General features: G+C 49.1%; 17 protein-coding genes and 1 other annotated feature. Of the genes, 12 read left to right on the top strand and 5 right to left on the bottom strand.

Annotation, left to right across the window (positions count from 1 at the left end):
• The first annotated feature begins 9 nt into the window (after positions 1-9).
• The 7 genes from DXA57_RS08900 (at position 10) to DXA57_RS08930 (ending at position 9,839) form a co-directional block, all read left to right on the top strand.
• Entirely contained in the window at positions 10-1,014 is a 1,005-nt protein-coding gene (locus DXA57_RS08900) for an ABC transporter permease (RefSeq protein ID WP_117766714.1), read from the top strand.
• Between the two features lie 80 nt (positions 1,015-1,094).
• Positions 1,095-2,906 carry a substrate-binding domain-containing protein gene (locus DXA57_RS17310; protein WP_243005753.1) on the top strand — a complete coding sequence of 604 codons (1,812 nt, stop codon included), beginning with the start codon at positions 1,095-1,097 and terminating at the stop codon, positions 2,904-2,906.
• 189 nt (positions 2,907-3,095) lie between these two features.
• Positions 3,096-3,536, top strand: coding sequence for an RbsD/FucU family protein (locus DXA57_RS08910; protein ID WP_117766716.1), 441 nt, complete (start codon positions 3,096-3,098; stop codon positions 3,534-3,536).
• 124 nt (positions 3,537-3,660) lie between these two features.
• Positions 3,661-4,779 carry a substrate-binding domain-containing protein gene (locus DXA57_RS08915; RefSeq protein ID WP_117766718.1) on the top strand — a complete coding sequence of 373 codons (1,119 nt, stop codon included), beginning with the start codon at positions 3,661-3,663 and terminating at the stop codon, positions 4,777-4,779.
• A 291-nt stretch (positions 4,780-5,070) separates the two neighbouring features.
• Positions 5,071-5,517 (top strand): hypothetical protein, encoded by a 447-nt coding sequence (locus tag DXA57_RS08920; RefSeq protein ID WP_243005754.1) that lies wholly within the window; start codon positions 5,071-5,073, stop codon positions 5,515-5,517.
• A 690-nt stretch (positions 5,518-6,207) separates the two neighbouring features.
• Complete coding sequence (locus DXA57_RS08925) at positions 6,208-7,356, top strand: class I SAM-dependent methyltransferase (RefSeq protein ID WP_117766720.1); 1,149 nt, start codon at positions 6,208-6,210, stop codon at positions 7,354-7,356.
• 5 nt (positions 7,357-7,361) lie between these two features.
• Positions 7,362-9,839 (top strand): hypothetical protein, encoded by a 2,478-nt coding sequence (locus DXA57_RS08930; protein WP_117766722.1) that lies wholly within the window; start codon positions 7,362-7,364, stop codon positions 9,837-9,839.
• A gap of 540 nt (positions 9,840-10,379) precedes the next feature.
• Here the strand turns inward: DXA57_RS08930 and DXA57_RS08940 are convergent.
• From DXA57_RS08940 to DXA57_RS08950, 3 genes are all read right to left on the bottom strand, one after another.
• A complete protein-coding gene (locus tag DXA57_RS08940) occupies positions 10,380-10,553 on the bottom strand; it encodes a DUF4250 domain-containing protein (RefSeq protein ID WP_117766726.1) in 174 nt (57 codons plus the stop codon).
• Positions 10,550-13,138, bottom strand: a complete 2,589-nt coding sequence (gene clpB / locus DXA57_RS08945; protein WP_117766728.1) for an ATP-dependent chaperone ClpB — start codon at positions 13,136-13,138, stop codon at positions 10,550-10,552. The genes DXA57_RS08940 and clpB overlap by 4 nt, the downstream gene beginning before the upstream one ends.
• A gap of 223 nt (positions 13,139-13,361) precedes the next feature.
• Positions 13,362-14,453 carry a M42 family metallopeptidase gene (locus tag DXA57_RS08950; RefSeq protein ID WP_117766730.1) on the bottom strand — a complete coding sequence of 364 codons (1,092 nt, stop codon included), beginning with the start codon at positions 14,451-14,453 and terminating at the stop codon, positions 13,362-13,364.
• Between the two features lie 225 nt (positions 14,454-14,678).
• Positions 14,679-14,922, top strand: a binding site (T-box leader).
• A gap of 139 nt (positions 14,923-15,061) precedes the next feature.
• Between DXA57_RS08950 and metG the strand changes: the two genes are divergently transcribed.
• The 4 genes from metG (at position 15,062) to rsmA (ending at position 21,014) form a co-directional block, all read left to right on the top strand.
• On the top strand, positions 15,062-17,020 hold the full coding sequence (gene metG / locus DXA57_RS08955) for a methionine--tRNA ligase (protein ID WP_117766812.1): 1,959 nt from the start codon (positions 15,062-15,064) through the stop codon (positions 17,018-17,020).
• Positions 17,021-17,099: 79 nt separating this feature from the next.
• Positions 17,100-19,385 (top strand): leucine-rich repeat protein, encoded by a 2,286-nt coding sequence (locus DXA57_RS08960; RefSeq protein ID WP_158571275.1) that lies wholly within the window; start codon positions 17,100-17,102, stop codon positions 19,383-19,385.
• Entirely contained in the window at positions 19,382-20,152 is a 771-nt protein-coding gene (locus tag DXA57_RS08965) for a TatD family hydrolase (protein ID WP_117766734.1), read from the top strand. The genes DXA57_RS08960 and DXA57_RS08965 overlap by 4 nt, the downstream gene beginning before the upstream one ends.
• A 1-nt stretch (position 20,153) precedes the next feature.
• Positions 20,154-21,014, top strand: coding sequence for a 16S rRNA (adenine(1518)-N(6)/adenine(1519)-N(6))-dimethyltransferase RsmA (gene rsmA, locus DXA57_RS08970; protein ID WP_117766814.1), 861 nt, complete (start codon positions 20,154-20,156; stop codon positions 21,012-21,014).
• Positions 21,015-21,094: 80 nt separating this feature from the next.
• Here rsmA and DXA57_RS08975 read toward each other — a convergent pair whose 3' ends face one another.
• Both DXA57_RS08975 and DXA57_RS08980 read right to left on the bottom strand, forming a co-directional pair.
• Positions 21,095-22,255, bottom strand: coding sequence for an ROK family transcriptional regulator (locus DXA57_RS08975; RefSeq protein WP_117766736.1), 1,161 nt, complete (start codon positions 22,253-22,255; stop codon positions 21,095-21,097).
• A gap of 60 nt (positions 22,256-22,315) precedes the next feature.
• Complete coding sequence (locus DXA57_RS08980) at positions 22,316-23,077, bottom strand: YesL family protein (RefSeq protein ID WP_117766738.1); 762 nt, start codon at positions 23,075-23,077, stop codon at positions 22,316-22,318.
• 219 nt (positions 23,078-23,296) lie between these two features.
• Here DXA57_RS08980 and asnS point away from each other — a divergent pair, with 219 nt between their 5' ends.
• Positions 23,297-24,688 (top strand): asparagine--tRNA ligase, encoded by a 1,392-nt coding sequence (gene asnS, locus DXA57_RS08985; protein WP_117766740.1) that lies wholly within the window; start codon positions 23,297-23,299, stop codon positions 24,686-24,688.
• The last annotated feature ends 1 nt before the right edge of the window (position 24,689 follow it).

The raw sequence follows: 24,689 nt of genomic DNA on the forward strand, positions 1-24,689 counted from the left end.
GAGAGAGAAATGGCAGATAAGAAAAAAGGAAATGCTTTTACAAACAATCCGCTTGTAAAAGCAGTGGGTACACAAAAAATCGTAGTATTGCTGGTAATCATTGTTCTGTTTGCATTTTTCAGCATTATGAGTTCCGGCTTCCGTAAATATCCGACAATCGTAAGTATTTTCGACTATTCTTACTATATCAGCTTCATGGCGATTGGCGTTACCTTCTGCCTGATCACAGGCGGTGTGGATCTGTCTATCGGTACCGGAATGATCTGCTATGCACTGTTTGGCGGTTATCTGATCACCCGTCAGGGCATGCCGGTAATCGTAGGTATTCTCGGAACACTTCTTCTGGGTCTTCTGATGGGCTGTATTAACGGTGTGCTGGTTGCAGTACTGGAGCTTCCGCCTTTCATCGCTACTCTGGGAACGATGATGGTGGCCAGAGGTTTTGGTTCCATCATCACCGGTGGTATGAGTGTGACCTGGCCGGCAGCTTCCAGTGAGCAGGGCTGGTTCCGTATGTTATTCAAGATCAACAAACCGGGTCTTCTTCTTCCGGTTGGATTCATCTGGGTAGTCATTTTTGTTATCCTGATGTCTCTTTTCCTGAACAAGACAAGACCGGGACGTTATATCATCGCTATCGGAAGTAACAAAGAAGCAACAAGACTTTCTGGTGTAAATGTGGTAAAATATCAGGCGTTAGCCTATATCATTTCCGGTGTGTTTGCAGGAATCGCAGGAATTGCTTATGCGGCAGTATTCTCTTCCTCTATCGCTCCCGGAACCGGCGCAGGCCTTGAGCTTGACGCTATCGCCGGTGCTATCATCGGCGGAACTTCCATGACAGGAGGCTGTGGTTCCATTTTCGGTACCCTGCTCGGCGTGTTTGTAATGTCCATGCTGAAATCCGGCCTTCCGTATATCGGTCTGCAGGCAAACTGGCAGCAGATCATCACCGGTCTGATTCTGATTCTCGCCGTATTCATCGACGTGATCAAGAATAGAAAATTAGCCTAACACAGCAGCACACACACTTTTTATTTTTTCGACAGCGGAATGTGAGGTTCCGCTGCCCTTCAAAAGGAGGATTTCGAAGGATGAAACGCAAAGTAATCAGCGCACTTTTATGTGCATCCATGGTAGCAACGATGGTAGGCGGCTGCGGAAGCAGCAACAACAAGAAGACAACAGAGAAAGCCACTGAGAAAGCAACCACGGCGGCAACGGAAAAAGCTACAGAGAAAGCAACGGAGAAGGCCACCGAGAAAGCAACAGAGGCAGCTACAGAGAAAGCCACTGAGAAAGCAACAGAGGCAGTAACGGAAAAAGCCACCGAAAAAGCAACAGAGGCAGCTACAGAAAAAGCTACTGAGAAAACCACCGAGAAAGAAACAGAGAAGGAAACCGAAAAAGAAACTGAAAAGAAGGTAGAAACAGAGACCGAGGCTGTTTCCAAGGAAACGGAGAAGGAAACTGAAAAAGCTACTGAGAAAGAGACCGAAAAAGTAACCGAAAAGGCCACTGAGAAAGAGACCGAGAAGGAAACGGAAAAGGCTACAGAAAAAGAGACTGAAAAAGTAACCGAGAAGGCCACTGAGAAAGAGACCGAGAAGGAAACGGAAAAGGCCACTGAGAAAGAGACTGAGAAAGAGACCAAGAAGGAAACCGAAAAGGCTACTGAGAAAGAGACTGAGAAAGTAACCGAAAAGGCCACTGAGAAAGAGACCGAGAAGGAAACGGAAAAGGCCACTGAGAAAGAGACCAAGAAGGAAACCGAAAAGGCTACCGAGAAAGAGACTGAAAAGGCCACTGAGAAAGAGACCAAGAAGGAAACCGAAAAGGCTACTGAGAAAGAAACAGAAGCAGAATCTGAGACAGAAGCTGTAAAAGGCAGCATTGATCTCAGTAAAGTAGAAGCAAAAGAGAAATATCATTTTGAAATCGTATCCAAAGGCTTCCAGCATCAGTACTGGCAGGCAGTATTAAAAGGAGCACAGGAAGAGGCTGACCGTCTCGGTGTTACCATGAACTTTGTAGGACCGAACTCTGAGTCCGATATCGCAGACCAGGTACAGATGCTGAACAGTGCGATCAATGCAAAACCGGCAGCAATCGGTCTTGCAGCACTGAGTACCGATGCTTGTAATGATGCTCTGCAGCAGGCAAAAGACGCAGGAATCCCCATCGTAGGATTTGACTCCGGTGTACCGGGAGCTCCGGAAGGTTCTGTAGTGGCAAATGCAGCAACCGACAACTATGCAGCCGGTGAGCTGGCAGCAGAGAAGACCTATGAGGTACTGAAGGATCGGATCGCAAAAGCAAAAGATTCCGTTCGTATCGGTGTTATGGGTCAGGATGCAACCAGTGAGTCCATCGTTAACAGAGGTCTTGGCTTTATCGATAAGATCGCTGAGCTGGCAGAGGCTGATGGATACACCGTAACGGTAGAAGGAAATGATAAATACGTTCAGGATTCTAAAGTAGAACCTGTGAAAGATGCAAAAATAATCATTGATGTAGCAGTACCGTCACAGGTAACTGCAGAGCTGTCTGCAACAGACTGCCAGACCCTGCTGAACAAAGAAGATACCATCTGCATCTACGGTTCCAACCAGCATTCTGGTGAAGCAATGGTAACCGGAAACGAGAACCTGCAGAAACTGGGCAGCGGCGAGGATCAGGTACTTGGAGTAACCTTTGACTCTGGTACCGTTATCAAAGAAGCTGTTAAGAACGGAACTCTGTACGGGGCGATTACGCAGGCTCCTGTAGCAATGGGTGCAGCAGTCATCGACCTTCTGACCATGGCAGCAAATGGTGAGGAAGTAGCAGATGTGGATACCGGATGCCAGTGGTACACAGCAGACAACATGGACGATCCGGAAATTGCACAGAACCTGTATGACTAAAAGTAAGAGCATCTTGAAATGAAGGAGGAAAGCCTGCGGGCTTGTCCGCAAGGAATTGAGACTTCATTTTGAGGCGACAAATGGAAGCAGGCCTTTTTAAGGCTTTCACTTCATAAAAAGTGTGGTGTGTGGACGGGCTGCTGAAAGCGGCAGCCCGATCCGAAAAAATGACAACTGGAGGAAGCAAACATGTTAAAAGGAATTCCAAAGATCTTATCTCCGGAGCTTTTAAAAGTGCTCTGTGAAATGGGACACAGTGACCGTCTGGTAATCTCTGATGGTAACTTTCCGGCAGAATCCATGGGAAAAGATGCGATCGTGATCCGTTGTGACGGACATGGCGTACCGGAGCTTCTGGATGCCATTCTTGAAGTGTTCCCGCTGGATACTTATGTAGAGCATCCGGTAAATCTGATGGAAGTAATGCCCGGAGATACGGTGGAGACACCAATCTGGGATACTTATAAAGAAATTGTAGCAAAACACGATGCAAGAGGTGCAGAGGCCATCGGACAGATCGAAAGATTTGCATTTTACGATGAAGCCAAAAAGGTGTATGCGATCATCGCCACCGGTGAGAGTGCACTGTATGCAAACATTATGCTCCAGAAGGGCGTAGTGGTAGATTAAAAGGAATAACCGTTCAGAAAGGGCAAAAGCCCAGGGGCCTGGACTGTTATAAAAGATGCTGCCGGAAATCCGGACCGGCATCAGGGGAAGTAACTATGTAATGAAAAAAAGGAGGATTTTCACAATGAAAAACAAAATGATCAGCGCATTACTGGCAACCGCTATGGTAGCATCCATGATCACCGTTCCCGTGCTTGCAAGCGAGGGAGAGACTGAGGCAGCAGCTTCTGTAGATCTGAGCAATGTAGAGGCAAAAGAGGCTTACCACTTCGAGATCGTATCCAAAGGCTTCCAGCATCAGTACTGGCAGGCAGTATTAAAAGGAGCACAGGAAGAGGCTGACCGTCTCGGTGTTACCATGAACTTTGTAGGACCGAACTCTGAGTCCGATATCGCAGACCAGGTACAGATGCTGAACAGTGCAATCAATGCAAAACCGGCAGCAATCGGTCTTGCAGCGCTGAGTACTGATGCTTGTAATGACGCTCTGCAGCAGGCAAAAGATGCAGGAATCCCCATCGTAGGATTTGACTCCGGTGTACCGGGAGCTCCGGAAGGTTCTGTAGTAGCAAACGCAGCAACCGACAACTATGCAGCTGGTGAGCTGGCAGCAGAGAAGACCTATGAAGTACTGAAAGACCGTATCGCAGCAGCTGAAGGTTCTGTTCGTATCGGTGTTATGGGTCAGGATGCAACCAGTGAGTCTATCGTTAACAGAGGTCTTGGCTTCATCGATAAGATCGCAGAGCTGGCAACAGCTGATGGACACACCGTAACCGTAGAAGGAAATGACAAATACGTTCAGGACTCTAAAGTAGAGGCTACTGACGATGCAAAAGTGATCATTGATGTAGCAGTACCGTCACAGGTAACTGCAGAGCTGTCTGCAACAGACTGCCAGACCCTGCTGAACAAAGAAGATACCATCTGCATCTACGGTTCCAACCAGCATTCTGGTGAAGCAATGGTAACCGGAAACGAGAACCTGCAGAAACTGGGCAGCGGCGAGGATCAGGTACTTGGAGTAACCTTTGACTCTGGTACCGTTATCAAAGAAGCTGTTAAGAACGGAACTCTGTATGGTGCAATCACTCAGGCTCCTGTAGCAATGGGTGCAGCAGTCATCGACCTTCTGACCATGGCAGCAAATGGTGAGGAAGTAGGCGACGTAGACACTGGATGCCAGTGGTACACCGCTGATAACATGGAAGATCCCGAGATCGCTCAGAACTTATATGATTAAAATTCTGAGCATCCTGAAATAAAGGAGCAGAACCTGCGGGCTTGCCTGCAAGGGGCTGGGACTTCATTTCAAGGCGGGCAGAATGCCCGCCAGCCACAGACAGAAGCTGCGAAGCAGCGAGAGCGTGCAAGGCACGCGAATCTGTGGCGTGGGATGCGGAGTAGTGAGAAGAGAAAAAAAGAAACAGCCACTGCGGGCTTGCCCGCAAGTGGCTGTTTTTTTCTTTTGAGGCGGGTATGGAATGCGGTCTGCATGCATATCCTGTAGAGATGAGGTTTTCAGGAGAAGCGGATGGAATATTATGATCCTATGGAGAGAAATTGTTCCTGGTGCCGGAGGGAAGCCCCTCTCTGTTGTTATGAAGACGATCACGAGACAGAACGCGACCTGGAACGGATGAAAACACTTTATCCGGATCTTGCAAAAGAACTGTTTCCACAGATCGAGCAGGTATGTGACCAGATGGAATACGAAGGAAGTCTGATGTATGATGAATGTCCGGATCCCGTCATGGTCCGGAAACTGACGGCCGGGATCTATGAAGCGGTCAAGGACCGATATCAGCCGCCGGAAGGGGAAGATAAAGAGGAAACGCTGGCCATGAACCGGGAAACCTACCGCCGTTATCCACCGGAGCAGAACTGGCTCAGCGACCTGATCCAGACGCTGCTGGTCGATGAGATGTTCCGGCGGCGCTGCCGCAGAAGAAACTGCCGGAAGTGGTCACAAAAAGCATAATCTTTGTCATAAAAATTTTGCGAAATCGCTAGGGTGTAAAGCATCAGGCGGTCTCAGAAAGAGAGGAGAAGCGGGACTAAGGCACATGAGAAATAAAGTTTTGACATTTTAAGATGGAAGAGATACTATAATAAGTAGATAGGATGCTGTCGATAGACGGTTAGCCTAGTTATACAGACACAAAAATAGTCGCCTGGTTTGCTGGACCTTTGGGGCGGCTATTTTTGTACCTTATTATCTTTGCCAAGGGCATATCCAATGCTGAAACAGCTTAAACCGAAGCTTATAACTGTGATAAAGTCAATGATACTCATGGCATCGCCCTCCTTTCCAATGCTTCTTATGTAATCAGAGGGACATAAAAAAGACAATAGTCCCTCTTTCGAAGGACTAATCGCCTACCGTTATGGCAGCACTCATGTTTACAGTATAACAGTAAAAATTATTTTATGCAATAAAAATATATGCATAAAGTTCCTGACCAGCGGCCAGAGTTCGGCCACTTCTGCGGTGTGAACGTCCGCTTTATAGGCTGATACAGAAGTTCGAAAAAACGGTTGTAGTTTTTAAAAAAAGCCTTTACAATAGAGTCGTGGAGTTTGTCACGGCTCTATTGTATTATAAGGAAATGGTAACGATTCAGCACCATCTCGATGAGGCTGAACCGTTACAGGAAAACGGGGAATTTTAATGGGAAATTTATATGATACACTGACAGCCTGCCTGACCGATCAGCTGATCCAGGCGGTTTTGAGTGCGGCCAGGAAAAAGGATGGTCCATCCAGAGTGAAGATCCGGCCGGTACTTCAGAAAGGAACGCTTTTTTTTCAGACAGCCGCCCAGGTTGGAAAACAGCAGTTTCATGAAAATCTGGAAAAAGAAGCAGTCATTTCAAAGATCACGGAATGGCTCATGAATGATTTTGGCCAGCTTCAGCTGGATCTGACAGACCGGACCGTTTCTGTACTGACCAGCAAGAAAGGAAAGGTCACGATCAAAGAAAAGCGAAAACCGGTGAAGATGCGTCCGGCAGACTTAAGCCATAACCGGAAAAAGCGTTATATTCTGGAAGAAGGCACGCCGGTGCCTTTTCTGGTAGATCTGGGAGTCATGACTCCGGATGGAAAGATCGTCCATTCCAAATATGACAAATTCCGGCAGATCAACCGCTTCCTGGAATTTGTCGAGGATATCCGGGAAGAGCTTCCAAAAGACCGGGAAGTGACGATCCTGGATTTTGGCTGCGGCAAATCTTATCTGACGTTTGCCTTGTATTATTATCTGAAGGTTCTGCATGGTCTGGATATCCGCATCATCGGCCTGGACTTAAAGGAGGACGTCATCGAGCACTGTGATGCGCTGGCACAGGATTATGGCTACGACAAGCTGAAATTCCTGACCGGAGATATCGCGTCTTATACGGGAGAAGACCGTGTGGATATGGTAGTGACGCTGCATGCCTGTGATACGGCTACGGATTTTGCACTGGAAAAGGCGGTACGCTGGGGAGCGAAGGTCATTTTGTCAGTGCCCTGTTGTCAGCATGAGCTGAACCGACAGATCCATCAGGAGGTGCTGGAACCGGTACTGAAATATGGTCTGATCCGGGAACGGATGGCTGCTCTTGTGACGGATGCACTCCGTGCAGGTGTGCTGGAGGAACAGGGATATGAGGTGCAGATTCTGGAATTTATCGATATGGAACATACGCCGAAAAACATTCTGATCCGGGCTGTGAAGGGCTCCCGGAAGGCAAAGTCAGCAGAACTTGGCGCATGTATGAAATTTTTAGGAGTAGATCCGACGCTGAAACGGCTGTTGGATGATAAGAGAGGATAAGGGGCATGAAAAAAATCATAATACACATTCTGACGCTGGCAGTGGTCTTTGTGCTGGCAGTGGTCGGATTTTCCTGGTATCTGAACCAGGGAACCACAGATACGACAGAGGTCATGGCGGAGGCTTCTTTCCCGCTGGTATATATGAAAAACGGAGACAGTCTGCTGAACTGCCTGCATGGCTACACCAAAGAGATGGATGTGACAGCCATGCGGGATACGCTGACACCTCTGGAAAATGACCGGACGCTGAAGCTTCGCATCGATCCTTATAAGAATCAGATCAACGACATCAGTTATGAGGTCTTAAGTGCTGACGGTTCCCGGACACTGGAAAATACCAAGGTCAACAAGGCGGAGGAAGAGGACGGCTGCCTGAATGTGACGCTGAGTCTTCAGGACGACCTTCTCATCAATACGGAATATGCGCTGAAGCTGAAGCTCACCGCCGGAAGTCAGGTGTTGTATTATTATACGAGGATCATCAATGAGGACGGGCTCCATACAGAGAGTTATCTGGATTTCACCATGGGCTTCTATGAAAGATGCCTGAACAAGAATGATCTGGAATCTATTTCCGCCTACATTGAGCCCAATGAAGAGGGAGATAATTCCACCTTTGCTTTTTCGAATATCCACTGTACCATGGATCAGCTGAGCTGGGGATCCTTGAGCCCGCAGGCGTATTACAAACCAACTCCGAGCCTGAAGGAGATCAATGACAGCACGGCTACCATTGTGATGGACTATATGATCTCTGCCAAAAACGAGAACGATGAGACGGAGCTCTATGCGGTGTCCGAGTATTACCGGATGCTTTACACGGAGGAACGGATCCGTCTGCTGGATTTCGAGCGGACAGTGAATGAGGTCTTCAATCCGGAAAACACCGGTGTCATCACGTCCTCCGGCATTGATCTCGGGATCGCCGGCAGGGATGTGGAATATCTGAGTGATCTCAAGAGTAACTGTGTGGCCTTTGTGCGTCAGGGAGCATTGTGGGAGTATCAGGCAGCCGGAAACAAGATGGTAGAGGTCTTCAGTTTTCCGCAGGAAAACCGTTCTGACGCCAGAGATACCTACGATCAGAATGATATTCAGATCGTCAATATCGATGAGGCGGGAAACATGTATTTCCTGGTCTGCGGTTACATGAACCGGGGAGATCACGAAGGCGAATCCGGTGTGGCTGTTTATTACTTCAATGCCACAAATTCCAGTATTACCGAGTGCCTCTTTGTGGAGGTGAAGCAGAATTATGAGCTTCTGAAAAAAGACGTGGAGGCGCTTAACTATATTTCCGCAGACAGAAATGACTTTTATGTCTGCGTGGATGGCAGTGTTTACGGGATTGATATGACCACGCGCCAGACAGAGCTTCTGGTTTCCGGACTGAAGGAGGACTGCTATGGTTCCTCCGGATCCGGCCGGTATTTTGCCTGGACAGAAGGAGAAGACGCTTATCACGCCTCTGTGCTTACGATCCTGGATCTGGATACCAGACAGAAGCAGACCATTTCCTGCGGGGATTCCGAACGTCTTCGCTTTCTTGGCTTTCTGGATGAGGCAGCCGTCTATGGCATTGCGGATGCTTCGGATATCCATACAGAGCATAAAGGCCGGGAATTTTTCCCGATGAAGGAACTGAAACTGGTCAACGGAAGCGGCGAAGTGGTAAAAGAATATACTGCCGGAAACAATTATGTGACCGATGCGGTCATCGAGGGAAAAATGATGACGATGACCAGAGTGGAGAAACAGGCGGACGGAAGCTTTGTGGATGCGGCAGAGGATCATATTGTCAGCAGCAGTGCCAATGAGAGCGGGCAGGCAGGGCTGACGACCAAAACCACGAGCCGGAAAGAGACCGAGACGATCCTGACTGTGGGAAGTTCCATTTCCACCAGTTCGCTGCCCAAGGTCATCCGAAGCAGGGAAACCATTCAGGAGGGCAGCAGAAGCGTACAGCTTCCGGATGCGGGCGAGAGGCAGGAGCTTTACTATGTCTATGCAAAAGGAAAGCTTTACGATGTCTGTGCGGCGATCAGCACAGCGGTAGAGACAGCAGATGAAAATCTGGGTGTGGTGGTTGACGGCAACCTTCAGAACATCTGGGAGCGGGGAAATAAAGTGACCAAGACGACTCTGGATATCAGCACTTTCCCGGAAGTGATCCGCAAGGGTTCCATGGACGTATCCGCTATTGAGGAAGGAACCGGAAGGAAGGCACTGGATCTGAGCGGCTGTACACTGGATTCGGTCCTCTACTATGTCAGTGAGGGAACTCCTGTGCTGGCCAAGACTCCCGTGACGGAGCAGACCCCTCAGGGAATTGTCATTATCGCAGGCTATGATGAATACAATACGATCCTGATGAATCCTGGAGAGAACGAAACCTTCTATTATGGGATCAACGACAGTACGGCTCTTTTTGAGGAAGCCGGCAATGTATTTATGACTTACTGGGATCCGATCTCCGATTAAAAAAAGAGATACCGGCGGCAGGCCAAAAAGCCTGCCCGCCGGTGTTTTTTTGTGGTCAAAAGAGAAGAGCGGCTGTTTCCGGAGCAAAATATCCGGTGTTTCTCTCTGTGAAATAGTCAGAAAATAATGGGATTTTTTCTGATGTATGAAACAATGATTTTTCTGCAAAAAAACAGCGAAAAAAGGCGATTATGATAAATACACAAAACATTTGTTTCCGGAAAAACCTATGTAAACCATGAAACTGGGGATAAAAAATGTGGATAATGTGGATAACTTGGTGTATAAGTCTGCTTTTCCCACAAAAACGCAAGAATGAAAATGTGGATAACTTTGTTCGAACAGATGTTTTGAAAAGGATTTCAAACGTGGAAAACCGGGAAAAGTTGTGCATTTTGTCAAAGGAGTGCCCCGTACGGAAAAAGGAAGTAGAAAATCACATAAAAATAATTCACTTTTTTAATGGAAATTGACAGAAAATAGATCAATTCCAGGACAGACGCGTCTTTCAGGATCATGACAAAAAAAACGAACCAGCCATTAAATGAACTGGTTCGTTTTTTCGTCATAATGATAGTCAATGCTGTCAAGCGTCGCGATCAGGGAATCCTTACGGATTCCCCGAAGGGAACACAACGCATCCAGGGAATCAAAATAGTCCCGAAGCTGTGTATTTACATAGCTCAACAGAATGACAGGATCCTTTGGAATCATCCGGCTTTCCTTTCTGCTTTCAGAGTTCCGTCCTTTAATGTGAGGAGAATGGTGTCTCCCTCATGGATCTCACCGCTTAAGATTTCACGGGCTGCAAGAGTCTCCACATGTTTCTGGAGGAACCGTTTTAAAGGCCTTGCACCATAGACAGGGTCGTAGCCGCCTTCTATGATATAGTCTTTTGCTTCCGGTGTCAACTCCAGAGAAATCTCCCGGTCGGCAAGCCGTTTGTTCAGGTCTGCCATCATCAGATCTACGATGTGGCCGATGTTGCCCTTGGTCAGCGGCTTGAACATGATAATCTCATCCAGACGGTTCAGAAACTCCGGACGGAAGTGACCGCGGAGGTCATTCATGACCAGATTGGAAGCTTCTTCTTTGATGGAACCATCCTCGGAGATACCATCCAGCAGGTAGGAAGAACCGATGTTGGATGTCATGATGAGGATCGTGTTCTTAAAATCTACGGTCCGTCCCTGGGAATCGGTGATACGACCGTCATCCAGTACCTGAAGGAGCACGTTGAAAACGTCCGGATGGGCTTTTTCGATCTCATCGAAAAGAACAACGGAGTACGGTTTCCGGCGCACGGCCTCGGTCAGCTGACCGCCTTCCTCATATCCAACGTATCCTGGAGGAGCTCCGATCAGACGGGACACGGAATATTTCTCCATGTACTCACTCATATCGATACGTACCATGTTGTTTTCGTCGTCAAAAAGGCTCTGTGCCAGGGCTTTGGCAAGCTCGGTCTTACCGACACCGGTGGGGCCGAGAAACAGGAAGGAACCAATGGGCTTGGTCGGATCCTTGATGCCTGCTTTGGAACGGATGATGGCATCTGTTACCTTCTGGACACCGTCGTCCTGACCGATGACCCGTTTGTGGAGTTCTTCGTCCAGATGAAGGATCTTGCTTCGTTCTCCCTCTGTCAGTTTGGCAATGGGGATGCCGGTCCAGCGGGAAACGATACGGGCAATCTCATCATCGGTGACACTTTCGTGTACCAGGGAGAGATCCTCGTTTTTCACCTTTTCCTCCTCGATGGAAAGCTGCTGCTGAAGCTTGGGCAGTTCACCGTATTGCAGTTCAGCGGCTTTGTTTAGATCGTAATTCTGTTTTGCTTTTTCGATCTGTTTGTTCATGTCCTCGATCTGCTCACGCAGTCTGGAAAGATTTTCAACAGAATGTTTTTCATTGTCCCACTGGGCTTTTTTCGTATTGAACTCATCGCGGAGCTCTGCCAACTCTTTCTGAAGGTCAGCGAGACGCTCCTGGCTCAGGCTGTCAGTCTCTTTTTTCAGTGCGGCTTCCTCGATCTCCATCTGCATGACACGGCGGCGGAGCTCATCCAGCTCGGTAGGCATGGAATCCAGCTCGGTTTTGATCAGAGCACAGGCCTCATCCACCAGGTCAATGGCTTTATCCGGAAGAAAACGATCAGAGATGTAACGGTTGGAAAGAGTGGCAGCTGCCACCAGAGCACTGTCGGTGATCTTTACACCATGGAAAACCTCATACCGCTCTTTCAGTCCACGCAGGATGGAAATGGTATCTTCCACGCTCGGCTCATTGACCATAACAGGCTGGAAACGCCGTTCCAGAGCGGCATCTTTCTCGATGTACTCCCGGTATTCATCCAGAGTAGTAGCACCGATACAGTGGAGTTCCCCACGGGCCAGCATAGGTTTCAGCATATTGCCTGCATCCATGGCACCGTCGGTCTTTCCGGCTCCGACGATCAGATGCAGCTCATCGATAAAGAGGATGATCTTGCCGTCGCTCTTTTTGACTTCTTCCAGAACGGCTTTCAGACGTTCTTCAAACTCACCTCTGTATTTGGCACCGGCTACCAGAGCACCCATATCCAGGGCAAAGATGGTCTTGTCCTTCAGCGTGTCCGGAACGTCACCGCGGACGATACGCTGTGCCAGACCCTCAACGGCTGCCGTTTTACCAACACCGGGTTCACCGATGAGGACCGGATTGTTTTTGGTCTTACGGGAGAGGATACGGATCACGTTACGGATTTCTGTATCACGGCCGATGACCGGATCCAGCTTCTGGTTTTTGGCTTTTTCCACCAGATCTTCGCCGTATTTGGTGAGAGTGTCATACGTAACCTCCGGGTTATCACTGGTCACGCGCTGATTGCCGCGGACAGTGGAGAGAGCCTGAAGAAAACGATCTCTCGTAATGCCGTAGTCCCGGAACAGGTCACGGATGCCGGCATTCGGATAACGGAGCAGGGAAAGGAAGAGGTGCTCCACGGAGACGTATTCATCTCCCATGGCCTTGGCCTCATCCTCGGCGCTCACCAGTACACGGTTCAGGTCTTTACCGATGTAGACCTGCCCGCCGGAAACCTTCGGCCGTTTATTCAGTGCATCGATAAGAGAGCGCTGGAATTCGTCCTTGTTGATCTCCATTTTTTCAATCAGTTTCAGGATCAGGCTGTCCTCCTGGTTCAGAAGACAGTAGAGAAGATGTTCCTCTTCGATCTCCTGGTTTCCGTATTCATATGCGATTTTTTCCAAGTCATTGACGGCCTGGATGGATTTTTGTGTAAATTTATTAATATTCATAAGTCCTGCCTCCTTTTGGTATAGTAGGATATGTTGAAAACTGCTTCAGAACGCTGAGAGTGCTAGGTTCAAAGGCTCTTGTGCAAGTGCGAAAGCCTGGAACCTGACATCGTCACATTTGTTCTATAACTACTATAACATAAAAAAAGAAAAATGCAAGTGTTTTTTTAAAAAAATTCCCTGCCTATTGTTTTCACAATAAAAGCAGGGAATCTGTGCCTGTTTAAAAGGAGCGGATGATGTCGGCTGTCATAGAGCGGACAACCTCGGTTGCCAGCTGTACGGTCGCCTCAAAGTCATAATAGGAAGTGATACCGTAATGAGAATGGATATAACGAACAGGAACACCGACAACGATAACCGGAATGCCGTCGAGCGCGGTGTTGATGATCGCACCGTTGTTTCCGCCGCCTTCGCGGACAGAAGACTGTACAGCCAGACCTTTTTCTTCTGCAAGATCCAGTACATAGCGCTGATATCTCGGAGAGCAGACGATGGATTTATCCATGAAACGGAGCATGGGGCCTTTTCTGAGTGCGGTCTGGATCGCATACGGTTCGGTAAAGGTGTCATCTGCCGGGCAGCCCTCAAAGCACAGGGCGATCTGCGGTGCAACCTTTCCGACGGCCGCTTTGACGCCTCTTTCTCCAAGTTCCTCCTGTGTGGACAATACGCCGACCAGATCGACATTCAGATCCTCTGCTGAAAGACGGCGCATCGTTTCCAGAAGTGCCGCACAGCCGATCCGGCAGTCAAAGCCTTTTCCGATCATCACATCATGGGCTTCATCGTAGGAAAAATGAACATCGGAAATAATGGGTTCTCCGATGCGGATTCCAAAGTTTTCTACAGCATCTTCCTTGCTGACCGCACCAATATCGATCACCAGGGACTGGATCGAAGTGCTTCCTGCATGCTGGCGTTCTTCCGGTGTCATAAAATGAGGCGGTTTTGCAGCGATAACACCGGGAATAAATTCTCCGTGTCTGTTGCGTACAAGTACCTTTGATGCCGGAAGAGAATTGTCACTCCAGCTTCCGAGTGAAACAAAACGAAGGGTTCCGTTTGGCTTGATGGAATGAACCATCAGTCCTACCTCATCGCTGTGGGCATCGAGCATAAAAACAGGTTTGTCGCCTGTGTTGTTCTTTGCATGCAGATAAAGATTGCGCAGGCAGTCCTCACTGGCATCGGCAAAATCTGCGCTGTACTTTCTTGCGACTGCTACGGCTTCATCTTCAAATCCGGATGGTGCTTTTGCATCTGACAATTCCTGAATCATCTTTACTGCATTTGGGTTTGGCTTGATCTCCATATCTTTTATCCCTCTTTCAAGTTTTTCTTTTCACTATCATAGCATTTTTGTAATGGAAAAGCCAGAGGGGAGTAAAGGTTTTAGTATAACCAGAAAGTAAAAGAAATCCTCCTGAGATGGAGCCGATGACAAAAATGCGGATAGAGATCGAGTCTTCTACACCATCAGCGATCAGAAATCTTTCCCTTGACAACCCCAACCGCCTGTGATAGCCTAAAATCTAGGTAAAACGCAGAGATGAAGAGAGTAACCCATAAGAAATATCACAGAGAGGCCTGTTTGCTGAGAGGGGCTATAGGGACGATGGGTGAAGATGGCTTCTGAGCGGCACGGGTGAGCTTTCATGGGACGGCAAGCCGGTGACAGGACCGCCTGTTACAGCGGAAGGGTGTGAAGAGCACCCAATGAGGTCTCCTTTGTGAGAAGGAGATGAAGTGAAGTGGTAACGCGGTTTTATGCCGCCTTCTCTGGGAGATCCCCGGGAAGGCGGTTTTTTTCGCGGGAAGCAATTGATGCAGGGCATTCGGACAGCCAGGACAGATACGCTGATGTGGTATGCTGCGCCTGTCTGGAATCGTCTCTGCGGAATTAAAAAGGAGGAACTACACATGTCAAAAGAAAAATATTACATCACCACGGCCATTGCCTATACCTCAGGTAAGCCGCATATCGGAAACACCTACGAGATCGTTCTCGCAGACAGCATTGCCCGTTTCAAGAGAGAGCAGGGCTATGATGTATTCTTCCAGACCGGAACCGATGAGCACGGTCAGAAGATCGAGCTGAAAGCCGAGGAGGCTGGCATCACTCCGAAGGAGTTTGTTGATCATGTATCCACCGAGATCAAAAGGATCTGGGATCTTATGAACACTTCCTATGATAAATTCATCCGTACCACCGATGAGTATCATGAGAAACAGGTTCAGAAGATCTTCAAAAAAATGTACGCAAAAGGCGATATCTACAAGGGCTACTACGAAGGTATGTACTGTACTCCCTGTGAGTCCTTTTTTACTGAGTCTCAGCTGGTAGACGGCAAATGTCCGGACTGCGGCCGTGAGGTACAGCCTGCCCGTGAGGAAGCTTACTTCTTCAAAATGAGCAAATATGCACAGAAGCTCATCGATTATATCAATGAGCATCCGGAGTTTATCCAGCCTGTATCCCGTAAAAACGAGATGATGAACAACTTCCTCCTGCCCGGTCTTCAGGATCTGTGTGTATCCAGAACCTCCTTCAAATGGGGAATCCCGGTAGACTTTGATCCGAAGCATGTGGTTTATGTATGGCTGGATGCCCTGACCAACTACATCACCGGTATCGGCTATGACTGTGACGGCGAGAGCAGTGAGCTCTTCAACAAAAACTGGCCGGCAGACCTTCATCTGATCGGAAAAGATATCATCCGTTTCCATACCATTTACTGGCCGATCTTCCTGATGGCTCTGGATCTGCCTCTGCCGAAACAGGTATTTGGCCATCCCTGGCTCCTGCAGGGCGACGGAAAAATGAGTAAATCCAAAGGAAACGTGATCTATGCAGATGATCTGGTAGAGCTCTTCGGCGTAGATGCAGTCCGTTACTTTGTTCTTCATGAGATGCCCTTTGAGAACGATGGTGTCATCACCTGGGATCTGATGGTAGAGCGTCTGAACTCCGACCTGGCAAATACACTCGGAAACCTTCTGAACCGTACCGTTTCCATGTCCAATAAATATTTCGACGGCGTTGTGGCAGACAAAGGTGTGACCGATACCATGGATGAGGACCTCAAGCAGGTCGTTCTTTCCACCGTGGATAAAGTCAATGCGAAGATGAATGAGCTCCGTGTAGCAGATGCCATCAGCGAAATTTTTGTTCTCTTCAAACGCTGCAACAAATACATCGATGAGACCATGCCCTGGGCTCTGGCAAAAGATCCGGAGAAACAGGATCGTCTGGCAACCGTTCTTTACAACCTGGTAGAGAGCATCTGCATCGGTGGAAGCCTCCTTTACTCTTTCATGCCGGAAACCTCCGCAAAGATCCTGGCTCAGCTGAACGGCAGCAAGAGAGAGCTTTCCGAGATGCATACCTTCGGTCTTTACGAGTCCGGAACTAAAGTGACCGAGCAGCCGGAGATCCTTTTTGCCCGTCAGGATATCAAAGAGGTTCTGGAAAAGGTAGAAGCCAAGAAAGCGGCAGCCGGTGAGACCGAGGAAGTCAAAGAGGAAGAGCCGGTGATCGACATTCCGAAAAAAGAAGAGATCACCTTTGAGGACTTTGAAAAAATGCAGTTCCAGGTAGGTGAGATCATCTCCTGCGAAGCAGTGAAAAAATCCAAGAAACTGCTCTGCTCCCAGGTAAAGATCGGAAGTGAGGTAAAACAGATCGTATCCGGTATCAAAGCACACTATTCACCGGAAGAGATGGTCGGTAAAAAGGTAATGGTCCTGGTGAACCTGAAACCTGCGAAACTGGCCGGCGTTCTTTCTGAGGGAATGATCCTTTGTGCCGAGGATGAAAACGGCGAACTGGCCCTTATGGTACCTGAGAAAAAAATGCCCGCAGGCGCAGAAATCTGCTAAATCACGTAACTGTTCCAAGCCTGGCAGGCGGCAGAAAGCCGCCCTCGCCGGGCTTATCTTTCAGAGAGGAGGAGAGAACATGGCGAATCTGTGGAAAAAAGCAGCGGCCTGCTTTCTGGCGGCTGCAATGCTTTCCGGTGGTGGACCGGAGCTTTGTGCAAAGGCAGCCGGAACACCGGAGGTGATCACGGCAGCTTCCGAAACAGGACGTGCGAAAACGGCAGAAGCAGCCGGAGAGATCTCTGTGGTCCGGAAAGGAAATATCCTGTTGCTTTCCGGAAAAGGTGCGCTGACAAAAGAAGCTTTGAAAAATATGGATTTTTCAGGGATCACGGAGATCCAGATCCAGCCCGGCATCACAACGATCGCTTCCGGAGCTTTTCAGGATCAGAAAACCGTGCAGAGGGTGAGTCTTCCGGACAGCGTCCTGACGATAGAGACCAATGCCTTTCGTGGCTGTGAGGCCTTGGAAGAGCTCCACTTTGGGAAAAGCCTGAAAACGATTGGAAGCTTTGCCTTTTACCGCTGTAAGAGCCTGGTCTCTCTTGCACTTCCGGATTCGGTGAAGACACTGGAAACAGGAGCATTTCAGGAGTGTACCGCTCTGAAAAATGCCGTTCTGGGCTCCGGTGTGAAGAAGCTTCCTATTCAGCTTTTCCGTGGCTGTACGGCCCTGGAGACTGTAGAAACCGGGAAAAAACTGGAGGTCATCGGTGAGCAGAGCTTCTGTCTCTGCCGTTCCCTGAAAAATTTTGCGATCCCGTCAGAGGTTTACCGGATCGATAAAAACGCATTCCTTGGCTGTACATCCCTGACGCTGAATCTTCCGGAGGATTTGGAAGATCAGGGAGACGGTTCCTACCGGAAAAAGGGCGGACTGAAGATTTTCGGTACATATCTCTATTCGGAAGCAGAGAAGATTTTGACGCTGGTCAATCAGGAGCGGGGAAAGCTTGGTTTGGAACCGGTGGAGATGGACCGGGAACTTTTGGAGGGAGCCATGATCCGGAGTGCGGAGCTGAACGTGCTTTATTCCGAGCAGCGCCCAAATGGAGCCAGCTTTGATTCCGTGAGCAGCAAAGCCCGTGCAGAAAACCGCCTCATCGGAGTTGGTTCTGCCAGAGAAGCCATGGAAGTCTGGATGCAGTCTGAAGGCTTTAAAGGCCATATTCTGGATCCGGAGGTAAAAAGCATCGGCGTTGGCTGTTTTTCCCAGGGGAAAATCAAATGCTGGGTACAGCTTTTCGGTAGGGAAAAGGCAGAGCGTCCGGGAAAACAGGCAGATATCAGCAAACTCACAGATATCCGCGTTGCAGGCGAAAACTATACCTTTTACCTGGGAAAGACCGCTCTGGAGCTGGAGCCGGGAAAGAGTGAAAAGCTTACGGTCTACCTGAAAAACAGTGGTTTTTCCAAGGCTTCGGCGGCAGTGGCACCGGAAACCTTCCAGTGGAGCTCCAGTAACAGTTCTGTGGTCTCCGTGGATGAAAACGGTACGGTCACAGCGAAAAAAGGCGGAGAAGCCACCATTACCTGCACTTCCCGCTATGGCGACCGGCAGAGTCTGTGTGCGAAGGTAAAGGTTCAGGTGAAGCTGACGGCGATCCGGCCGGAGGCGAAAAACATCCGTCTGGCAGTGGGAAAGAAGTATCGGCCGAAGCTGGAGCTGCTTCCTTCCAATGCCGCCAATACGGCGCTTACGTATAAAAGCTCCCGTCCTTCCGTGGTAACGGTAACGGAAGACGGAAGCCTTCTGGCCCTGAAAAAGGGATCCGCTGTCATCACCTGTACGGCCGGAGACGGAAGCAGGGTCCGGACAAAATTTACCGTGACGGTAAGAAATTATGCATCGGCGGTGCGTGTAGTAAATGCACCGGCAGATCTGAATGTTGGAGAAAAACAGTTACTTCAGACAGAGATCCTTCCAGTCAATGCCCTGCATAAAGAGGTAAACTGGAAAAGCTCCGATCCGAAGATCGCTTCTGTCACAAAGAGCGGTGTTCTGAAGGCCAACCGGCCCGGAAAAGTGAAGATCACCTGCCAGGCCCGCTACGGAGCCGGAGCGGTGAAGAGCTTCTATGTGACCGTTCATCCGAAGACACCGGTATTGTATGGAAAAGCGCTGGAGGGCGGTGTGAAGCTGGCCTGGAAGGTCCCGGAGGGTGCAAAAAACTGTACCGTCTACTGGACCAATGCACCCGGACGGAAATTCCGGAAGCTCTGCACCAGTACCGGTCGCTCTTACACCTGGAAAAATCTGAAAAAGGGACGGACCTATTACTTTAAGATCTGCGCCATGGCAAAGGTCGGAAAGAAGAATGTCTACAGTCCCTGGAGCAAAGTGCTGGAGGTTACTGTAAAATGATATTTGACAGTCATGCCCATTATGATGATGAGGCATTCGAGAAAGACCGGGAGGAGCTCTTAAAGAGCCTTCCGGAAAAAGGGGTCTCACCGGTCGTGAACGTGGCTGCCCAGCTTTCCGGTGTGGCGACCACGGTAGAACTTACGGAAAAATATCCGTTTGTCTACGGCTCTGTGGGAGTCCATCCGGATCATGTGGGAGAACTGACAGAGGAAAAAATCCAGTGGATGAAGGAACTGGCCGGCCGGGAAAAGATCGTGGCTGTCGGAGAAATCGGTCTGGATCACTACTGGGATACGGAATCGGATGAATTGCAGAGAAAGTGGTTCATCCGCCAGCTGGAGCTTGCCAAAGAGGTAAAGCTTCCGGTCATCATTCACAGCCGGGAAGCCTCACAGGAGACCTTTGACATTATGAAGGAACACCATGCAGGAACGACAGGGGGTGTGATCCACTGTTATTCCGGTTCGAAAGAGATGGCGGCAGAATATCTGAAAATGGGCTATTATATCGGCATCGGCGGCGTGGTCACCTTCAAAAATGCCAGAGTCCTGAAGGAAGTGGCAGAAGCGGTACCTCTGGAGCGGATCCTGATTGAAACAGACTGTCCCTATCTGGCCCCCACGCCTTACCGCGGAAAAAGGAATTCTTCCCTTTTCCTTCCGTATGTAATCGAAGAGATCGCGAAGATCAAAGGAATCGACCCGAAAACGGTGGAAGAGACCACCTGGGAAAACGCAATGAGGATGTATCAGATCAATGGATAAAATGGAAAAATTATCAAATCCCCAGAAGACCATCGAGGTCTTACAGAAATATAACTTTACCTTTCAGAAGAAATTCGGCCAGAACTTTCTCATCGATCCCCATGTGCTGGATAAGATCATCGCTGCGGCGGAGATCACAAAGGATGATTTTGTCCTGGAGATCGGTCCCGGCATCGGTACACTGACGCAGTATCTGGCAGAGGCAGCGCGGGAAGTCGTGGCTGTGGAGATCGACAGCAGTCTGATCCCCATTCTGGAAGATACCCTGAGCTCCTACGACAACGTCAGTGTCATCAACGAGGACGTTCTGAAGGTAGACCTGAAAAAACTGGCTGAGGAGAGAAATGGCGGAAAACCCATCAAGGTGGTGGCGAATCTTCCGTACTACATCACGACACCGATCATCATGGGCCTTTTTGAGAGTCATGTGCCGCTGAAGAGTCTGACCGTCATGGTACAGAAAGAGGTGGCTCTCCGGATGCAGGCAGGTCCGGGAACAAAGGATTACGGCGCTCTTTCCCTGGCAGTCCAGTATTATGCCGATCCCTATCTGGCAGCCAATGTGCCGCCAAACTGCTTTATGCCCCGTCCGAATGTGGGAAGTGCCGTGATCCGGCTGACCCGTTTTGAAGAGACACCTGTAAAGGTAAAAGACGAAGCTCTTTTGTTCCGCCTGATCCGTGCCTCTTTCAACCAGCGGAGAAAAACGTTGCAGAACGGACTGGTAAACTCTCCGGAGCTGCATTTCAGTAAAGAACAGGTGGCAGCAGCCATCGAAACACTGGGCGTATCTCCCAGTGTCCGCGGCGAAGCCCTGACGCTGGAACAGTTTGCAGCTCTTTGCAATGCTTTGAGTGAATAAAAAAGACTCTGACAGACCGCACATTTTATGCGTGCAGCTGTCAGAGTCTTTTTTGTAACGGAAAATCCTGTAAAACCGGGTCATTCCTCTTCATGGACGGCAGGCTTCAGCCTGAGGTTTTCCACCTCCAGAAATTCCTTCAGGACGACATAAATGCCGCCCAGAAGAATGGCGGTGTCCTGCAGATGTGACGGGCGGATCTTTAAAGGACGGCCCATCCGGTTATTCAGGGATTTTTCCAGGGTCTTCGTAATGTCCGGAAAATAGGTCGTAAAGGAGCTGTTGATGACGATCAGACCCGGATTCAAGGTGTTGAGAACATTGTTCAGGCCGATGCTCATGTATTTCAGGAAGCGTTCATGGATCCGCAGGGCATCGGGATCCTCATTCCGCGAGAGCCGGATCAGCTCATCTAAGGAAACGGGCTTCCCTTTCTGTTCCGAAAGGTCCTGAAGAAGGGCTCTTTCAGAGATGTACTGTTCCAGACAGCCATGGTTTCCACAGGGACAGGGGCGTCCGTCCGGTTCGACAATGGTATGTCCAAGCTCTCCGGCAAACCCGTTGGCGCCGGTGTAGAGGCGGTCATGGATCAGGATGCCCATGCCCACACCGGAATGGATGCTGATATTGATCATGTCCGGAAAATTAAAAGCAAAGGTCCGTTCGCCCAGAACGGAAAGGTTTGCCTCATTGTAAAGATAGACCGGAATATCCAGGCTTTCCGTGAGCCGTCCGGCCAGTTCTTTATCCAGGGAGTAATACGGGGCAAAGATCATCCGATTGCCTCTGGAAACGCCGTGGACGCCCAGGCAGATGCCGACCACACCGTAGCGGGAAGGCGGAAGGGTCTCTATGGCAGCTTTCAGGGTTTCCAGGAGAAAAGAAAAAAAGCCTTCATCAAAAGCCCTGACCGGATACTGCTTCAGCCGGCAGCCGGTACCCAGAAGATCTGCGGACATGACCGTGATCCCTGTGGTCTCGATGTTGACGGCAAGTGCGTATCCGGCCTCCTGATCAAGACTCAGGAGGATGGGTTTCCGACCCTTTTCCACCGGGGCACTGCCAATCTCCCTGACCAGGCCGGAATCCAGAAGCTCCTGAACGATGGAGGAGACAGTGGCTTTGGTAAGACCAAGGTGTTTGGCAAGTCCCGCACGGGAAATGGGACCTTCATTGATGATGACTTCTAAAATCAGATGAAAATTGATGTCACGGATCAGTTCTTTACTTCCTGTCTGCATGGTTCACCTCGCGGAAATTACTGTTCGGGGCGGCAGATGCAGCAGTCAGTAGAGAAAAGCTTACTGCTCTGTCGTGTCGTCTTCTGTTGTATCCTGGCCGGCGGAAGCTGCGGTATCATCGGAGCTGTCTTCGAGCTCTTCGCGGAGACCCTCGATGGTCCAGTCATCTGCATCCTTTTCTTCCTCTGCATCCTCATCCTGCGGGATGTACTTGTCGAAGATCTTCACCAGGAAGAAGGAGTTGGCAAAGGCCAGTGTGGAGAAGCCCAGCAGGAAATATGCCAGGATCCCGTAAGAGAAGATCATGGTGTTGAGAAGCATCGCAATGATGGGAGCGATGTTGATCAGCAGCATCAGGATCGTGTAAGGAAGATGTCTTAAGGACATCAGGAGTGCATTCCGGATGGTATTCTTCACGGTGTTGTAAAACTTTGCCAGAAGCGGGAAAACGTACTGAAGGATCATAGCCATGAGAAGAGCAATGACCAGAAGTCCGTATTTCACAACGGTATAAATACCGCCGCTGAGCTGCTTCATAATGAAGAAATCCATAAACTCCAGAAGGATGAGGACCAAAGCCATCATCCAGATGGCAACGCCCTGTTTGAAATTCTCTTTAAAGGATTTAAAGAAAGAACGGGCAATGTAGGATTCCTCATTTCTGACCATTTTCATCGTTACATAATACATAGCAGTGATAGCAGGTCCGATGGTAACGATCGGGATACAGCAGAGCAGGAAAAGAAGGTTCAGGATGATAAGGTCTGCCACCCTGCTCATGAAGGTGAAAAATTTGTTGTCCATGTTAAAAATACGGTCCATAAGAAAACTCCAATCTGTGATAAATTAATCGATCACTAAACATTATAGTGCAATTTCATGCAAAAATCAATTTACAACACAGAGAAATCAGTACTTTTTCTATGAAAAAAACGTAAACCGGCCAAGAAAAAAAGAACCACCCTTGCATAGATCTTTCGAATAGGCTATACTGTAAACAATTAGGCCATTAATCATTAAACAAAGGATAGGAAAAGAAAAATGGAACTCATTACAGTTAGAGAAATTTTCAGAAACAGAGAGAAATATTTGAACAAGGAAATCCAGGTTGGCGGCTGGGTAAGAAGCAACCGTGATTCCAAGGCCTTCGGTTTTCTGGTACTGCATGACGGTACTTTTTTTGAGACCCTGCAGATCGTATATCATGACACCATGGAGAACTTCCAGGAGCTGACCAAGATCAACGTCGGTGCAGCCGTGATCGTAAAAGGAACACTGGTTCCTACTCCGGAAGCAAAACAGCCTTTTGAGATCCAGGCAGAAGAGATCTTTATCGAGGGTGCTTCCACACCGGATTATCCGCTGCAGAAGAAACGCCACAGCATGGAGTATATGCGTACCATCACACATCTGCGTCCCAGAACCAACACGTTCCAGGCCGTATTCCGTGTACGTTCCCTGATCGCATATGCCATTCACAAATTTTTCCAGGAGAGAGATTTCGTTTATGTGCATACACCCCTGATCACAGGAAGTGACTGTGAGGGTGCCGGCGAGATGTTCCAGGTAACCACCCTGGATCTGAACAACCCACCGAAAAATCCGGACGGCTCCATTGATTACAGCAAGGATTTCTTCGGAAAAGAGACCAATCTGACCGTAAGCGGCCAGTTAAACGGCGAGACCTTCGCACAGGCCTTCCGCAATATCTATACCTTCGGACCGACCTTCCGTGCAGAGAATTCCAATACTACCCGTCATGCGGCTGAGTTCTGGATGATCGAGCCGGAAATCGCGTTTGCAGACCTGAAGGACAATATGATCCTGGCAGAGTCCATGCTGAAATATGTCATCAACTATGTTCTTGAGCATGCGCCGGAAGAGATGAACTTTTTCAATTCCTTCGTGGACAAAGGTCTTATCGAGCGTCTGAAACATGTGGCAGGTTCTGAATTTGGCCATGTAACCTACACCGAGGCCGTTAAGATCCTGGAGAAACACAACGACAAATTTGAGTACAAGGTATCCTGGGGCATTGATCTGCAGACAGAGCATGAGCGTTATCTGACAGAGGAAGTCTTCAAGAAACCGGTATTCGTTACCGATTATCCGAAGGAGATCAAAGCCTTCTATATGAAACTCAACGACGATGGAAAGACCGTAGCCGCTATGGACTGTCTGGTTCCGGGCATCGGTGAGATCATCGGCGGAAGCCAGAGAGAGGACGATTATGAGAAGCTTCTGACCAGAATGAAAGAACTGGGTCTTAAGGAAGAGGATTACGGCTTCTATCTGGATCTTCGCAAATATGGTTCCACCCGTCATGCCGGTTTCGGACTGGGCTTTGAGCGCTGCGTGATGTATCTGACCGGTATGGGCAACATCCGTGACGTACTGCCGTTCCCGAGAACTGTTGGAACCTGTGAACTTTAAA

Source organism: Blautia sp. OF03-15BH, from assembly GCF_003463065.1.
Taxonomy (GTDB): Bacteria; Bacillota; Clostridia; order Lachnospirales; family Lachnospiraceae; genus Limivivens.